The sequence below is a fragment of the Pseudomonas abyssi genome (assembly GCF_002307495.1).
GTDB lineage: Bacteria > Pseudomonadota > Gammaproteobacteria > Pseudomonadales > Pseudomonadaceae > Halopseudomonas > Halopseudomonas abyssi.
On the sequence record NZ_NTMR01000035.1, the window covers coordinates 1 to 5,049 of the forward strand.

At 61.8% G+C, this 5,049-nt stretch carries 5 protein-coding genes; 2 read left to right on the forward strand and 3 right to left on the reverse strand.

Going from position 1 to position 5,049, the window contains the following annotated elements:
- Together CNQ84_RS19200 and pedF are read right to left on the reverse strand one after the other, a co-directional pair.
- The coding region (locus CNQ84_RS19200; protein ID WP_165771330.1) for a TonB-dependent receptor at positions 1–1,075 on the reverse strand (1,075 nt) is incomplete at its 3' end.
- Positions 1,076–1,331: 256 nt separating this feature from the next.
- A complete protein-coding gene (pedF, locus tag CNQ84_RS19205) occupies positions 1,332–1,742 on the reverse strand; it encodes a cytochrome c-550 PedF (RefSeq protein ID WP_407920695.1) in 411 nt (136 codons plus the stop codon).
- Positions 1,743–2,137: 395 nt separating this feature from the next.
- On the opposite strand from pedF, the gene exaA reads away from it, so the two are divergent.
- The gene (gene exaA, locus CNQ84_RS19210) at positions 2,138–3,994 is read left to right on the forward strand and encodes a quinoprotein ethanol dehydrogenase (protein WP_096006392.1); all 1,857 of its coding nucleotides are present in this window, start codon (positions 2,138–2,140) and stop codon (positions 3,992–3,994) included.
- 48 nt (positions 3,995–4,042) lie between these two features.
- Positions 4,043–4,708, forward strand: a complete 666-nt coding sequence (locus tag CNQ84_RS19215) for a pentapeptide repeat-containing protein (protein WP_096006393.1) — start codon at positions 4,043–4,045, stop codon at positions 4,706–4,708.
- A gap of 57 nt (positions 4,709–4,765) precedes the next feature.
- On the opposite strand, the gene CNQ84_RS19220 is transcribed toward CNQ84_RS19215, so the two are convergent.
- The coding region (locus CNQ84_RS19220; protein ID WP_174704273.1) for an alkyl sulfatase C-terminal domain-containing protein at positions 4,766–5,049 on the reverse strand (284 nt) is incomplete at its 5' end.

The window sequence follows — 5,049 nt, forward strand, 5'->3', positions numbered from 1 at the left end:
TGCCCGCTTCAGCACCTTCCATTTCGACGTGTTCGTAATCGGTATCGGCAACGCGCACACGAATGCGCTCAAAGCCGCTGAAGGGGTCTTGGTAGTCAGCGCGCATGTCCCAGCGACGTTGCTTCATATCGATGTAGGCCTGACCGTGCTCCTCGTGCTCGTGCTCGTGATCATGATCATCGTCGTGATCGTGGTCGTCGTCATGATCGTCATCGTGGTCATCATCATGGTCGTCGTCGTGGTCATGACCGTGGTCATGCTCTACGCAGTGCCAGTCCGCCGGCCCATGGGTGTGACAATCGGCATGCTCGTGCGCCAGCAGGCCATACTCGCGATCCTGACGGCTGTAGGCCAGGCCCACATAGCCGCGATCAGTGATCCAGCTCAGCCCCAGCGCAGAGGACTCGGTCTCGTTGTAAGCCCCTTCCTGCGTGGACGGAGAACCGGGAATATTGTAGGGGTCAGCCTCGCTCTTGGCACCCTCGATGCGCGCCGCAAACTGGCCCGCGCCCAGGGTCAGGCCGACTGCGCCGGTGCGCTCATCGGCAACGGTGTTGCCGCGCAGGTCAATCTCACCCTCATAGCCGCGCTCGGGAATGTAGGTCGGTACGCGACGGTCAATCAGGTTGACCACCCCACCAATGGCACCGCCGCCATACAGCAAGGTCGACGGCCCTTTCAGCACCTCAACCCGCTCCAGCAGCGCGGTATCGGCGGTCACCGCATGGTCCGGGCTGATCGTCGAGGCATCCATCACGCCTGCCCCATCGCTCAGCACCCGTACCCGCGCCCCATCCAGGCCGCGGATCACAGGGCGGCTGGCGCCTGGCCCATAGTTTCTGGCCTGTACACCCGGCAGCGACTCAAGGCTGTCTGCCAGCCCTGTCTCGCGCTGATTGATCCACTCGTCCCCCTGCAGCACGGCAGCAGGCTGGGTCATGCGATCGGCGGATTGTTCCAGTGCAGAAGCACTGACTGTGACACTGGGTAACGTGAGCGATTCATCGGCATGGGCAGACACGCTGGCCGCAGCAACGGCCAGTGCCAGCGCCAAGGGGGATTTGGCAGGCAACATGAAGACTCCCTAGCAAGTCGTGATTGGAATAAAGGGCAGAAAAGTAAGCGGAGAATAATATTTGATATAACGTAACAGTAAAAGCAGAAAGTTATAATATTACATGCTTATAGCAAACCCGTTGATTTCGCTTATCGATGCAACCACTCCCCCCGCACCAGCGATATCCCGGTCAGCCACCTCTGGTAGTCCATGTCACTGCCACAAAAACGACAAAGCCGGCCCTGTGGCCGGCTTGTTGGACTGGCGTCGCTATTTACTGCTCAACGGCAACGCTTTCCAGCCAGGTGCGAATGGCCCACAGGGCTTCCTGGCTGACAAAGTCGGCCATGCGCGGCATATAAACCCGACCATCGCGCACAGCGCCATTGATGACGCGTTGCTTGAACCACTCATCGCCGTAGTCACCGGTTTCGAGATAGCGCAGATCCGGGTTGATACCACCAGAGATGCCGTCCAGGCCATGGCAGGCCGCGCAGTTCTGGTTATAGGCTGAGGCCCCTACCTGAATGGCGAGGTCATGCTGGGGGTGCCCTTCGCGGTAGGGGTTGGTATCGCGCCATTCCTCGCCCAGGTTCTCCAGTCCTTTGGTGTCGACCGCCTGAGGGGTGACGTTGCCGTGGGCAAACGCCTGACCGGCGACCAGTGCCAGGCCCAGCGCGGTCATTTTCAGTGTGTTCTTGTAATGGTTCATACTGCTCACCTCTTGGCCGTTTATTACGGATTTGACGATGAGCATGGTAGGTAGCGGCGCCCCGGCGCCCAATGCTGCTTTGGTGGCCGCGCGCTAGTTCGTTGGTAGTAGAAACGGCCTGCAGCCCGCCTTGCAACGCCCGCAGCAGAGGCGTTGCGGCTTTTTCGGAAACAGTCTCACCCGCTCTTGGATCAGGTTTTCTCCGTCCTAAGTACTGCTCCCTCCTACCCCCTACCAAGCGCCAGCCAACCGGGAACTCTTCCCGCCACATCCGGGCATTTTTCCGTATCGACCGGGCCAGCCACGCGACCACCATGAGCCGTGGATCAGCCCCGCTGAACACCCCAACTATCGACAGGAAAACTGCCATGAAAACAACAAGACATTCCTCGCTGAAACCGATCAGCCAGGCGATCAAGGGCATCGTGATTGCCGCCAGCTTTGGTCTGGCTGCCAATCCGGCCGCCGCCACGCCGGTCACCTGGGACGACATTGCCAACGACCACATGACCACCAACAACGTGCTGATGTACGGCATGGGCACCAACGCCCAACGTTACAGCCCGCTGAACCAGGTCAACGCCGACAACGTGTTCAAACTGACACCGGCCTGGACCTTCTCCTTTGGTGATGAAAAACAACGTGGTCAGGAGTCCCAGGCCATCGTTCACGACGGGGTGATCTACGTCACCGGCTCCTACTCACGCATCTTCGCCCTGGACGCCAAAACCGGCCGCCGCCTGTGGAGCTATTCGCACCGCCTGCCCGATGATATCCGCCCCTGCTGTGACGTCGTCAACCGCGGCGCCGCTATCTACGGCGACCTGGTTTTCTTCGGCACCCTGGACGCCAGTGTTGTGGCGCTGAACAAGGACACCGGCAAGGTCGTCTGGCGCGAGAAGTTTGCCGATCACAAGGCGGGTTACACCATGACCGGCGCCCCGACCATCGTGCAGGACCAGACCACTGGCCGCGCCCTGTTGATCCACGGCTCCTCGGGTGACGAGTTCGGCGTGGTCGGCAAGCTGTTCGCCCGCGATCCGCTGACCGGTGAAGAGATCTGGATGCGCCCCTTCGTGGAAGGCCACATGGGCCGCCTGAACGGCGAAGACAGCACCCCCACCGGCGACATCAAAGCGCCCTCCTGGCCGGATGACCCGAACTCTCCGACCGGCAAGGTCGAGGCCTGGAGTCAGGGCGGTGGTGCGCCGTGGCAGAGCGCCAGCTTTGATGCTGCCACCAACACCATCATCATCGGTGCGGGTAACCCGGCGCCCTGGAACGGCTGGGCGCGCACGCCGGAAGACGGCAACCCGGCTGACTATGACAGCCTGTATACCTCCGGTCAGGTTGGCGTTGATCCCAGCACCGGTGAGGTCAAGTGGTTCTACCAGCACACCCCGAACGACACCTGGGACTTCTCCGGCAACAACGAGCTGGTGCTGTTCGACTACGAGCAGGACGGCGAAAAAGTACCGGCCACCGCGCACGCTGACCGCAACGGCTTCTTCTACGTGGTCAACCGCGAAGACGGCAAGCTGATGAACGCCTTCCCGTTTGTCGACAACATCACCTGGGCCAGCGGCATCGACCTGGAAACCGGTCGCCCGATCGAGAACGAAGGTCAGCGTCCGCCGCGCCTGGAAGAAGGTCAGGAGCGCAGCGAAGCGATCGAGGTCTCCCCGCCGTTCCTCGGTGGCAAGAACTGGAACCCCATGGCCTACAGCCGCGACACCGGCCTGTTCTACGTGCCGGCCAACCACTGGAAAGAAGACTACTGGACCGAGCAGGTCAGCTACACCAAAGGCTCCGCCTACCTGGGCATGGGCTTCCGCATCAAGCGCATGTTTGATGATCACGTGGGCATCCTGCGCGCGATGGACCCGCAGACCGGCAACGTCGCTTGGGAACACAAGGAGCCCCTGCCCCTCTGGGCCGGCGTGCTGGCCACTGGCGGCAACCTGGTCTTCACCGGCACCGGCGATGGCTTCTTCAAGGCCTTCAACGCGGAAACCGGCGAGCAGCTGTGGGAGTTCCAGACCGGTACCGGCGTCATCTCCCCGCCGATCACCTGGGAACAGGACGGCGAGCAGTACATCGGTGTCACCACCGGTTACGGCGGCGCGGTTCCGCTGTGGGGCGGCGATATGGCTGAGCTGACCAAGCCAGTTGCCCAAGGTGGCTCCTTCTGGGTCTTCAAACTGCCCAGCTGGGCTAACGAGTAATCCCTGCCATGCCCTGCCCGCCCTGCGGGCAGGGCTCTGGAGACCGACATGAAACAGCTTCCTCTCGTCTGTGCCACATTACTCGTCCTCGGCAGCACACAGTTGCAGGCCCAAAGCGCCGATCTGGCTGAAGAAGATATCCAGTCCATCAACGGTTGCGCGATAATGCCCGGCACCAGTTGCCCCGGAGCGGATCTGCGCGGCGCCGACCTGCGCCACATGGATCTGCGCAAGGCAGATCTGACCGGCGCCAACCTAAGCGGCGCCGACCTGCGCCACGCCATTCTTGATCAGGCCCGGCTGGATCAGGCCAACCTGCAAAATGCCAACCTGGCCCGTGCCAGCCTGCAGCAAACCGCCATGCGTGGAGCCAACGCCGACGGCGCCAACTTTATGGGCGCCAGCGCCTGGAACCTCACCGCCCAGGGCGCCAGCTTCAACGGCACCGACTTTACCGGCGCCAACCTCGAATTCTCCCGCTTCAGCGGGGCCACCCTGCACAATGCCATCCTGCGCGCCGCCAATCTGGAAATGGCCTGGCTGCCCAAAGCGGACATGGCGGGCGCCGACCTGCGCGACGCCAACCTGCAGGAGTCAAAACTCAACCACGCCAATCTCAGCGACGCCAACCTGGAAGGCGCCCGTCTGCACTACGGCACCTTCCTGGACGTCACCATGACCGACTGCACCGCCTGTCCGGTGGATTGGGAGTAGAACGAAAAAAGCCGGGCAGTCAAAGACTGTCCGGCTGACGGTACTGCGCAGCAGATGTCAGTTGTCGCTCAGCACCGCCGGCGTAATGATGTTGAAGCCGCTGCTGAAGGTATCCAGCGACGCCATCAATCGGTCAACTTGGGCGGCATCACCCTCGATGGTCACATGCTTGCTGGCAATCGCCTGTTCCAGCGCTTCGGCACGCAATCCCAGCTCAGGTAGCAGCCCCTGCGACAGGCTGATCTCGGCTGCGGCATCATCCCGACGCGTATTCTCACGGTAGGTCAGCACACCGTTGCGCAGCGACATCGCATACCAGCCAGCATATGGATCACCAGTTC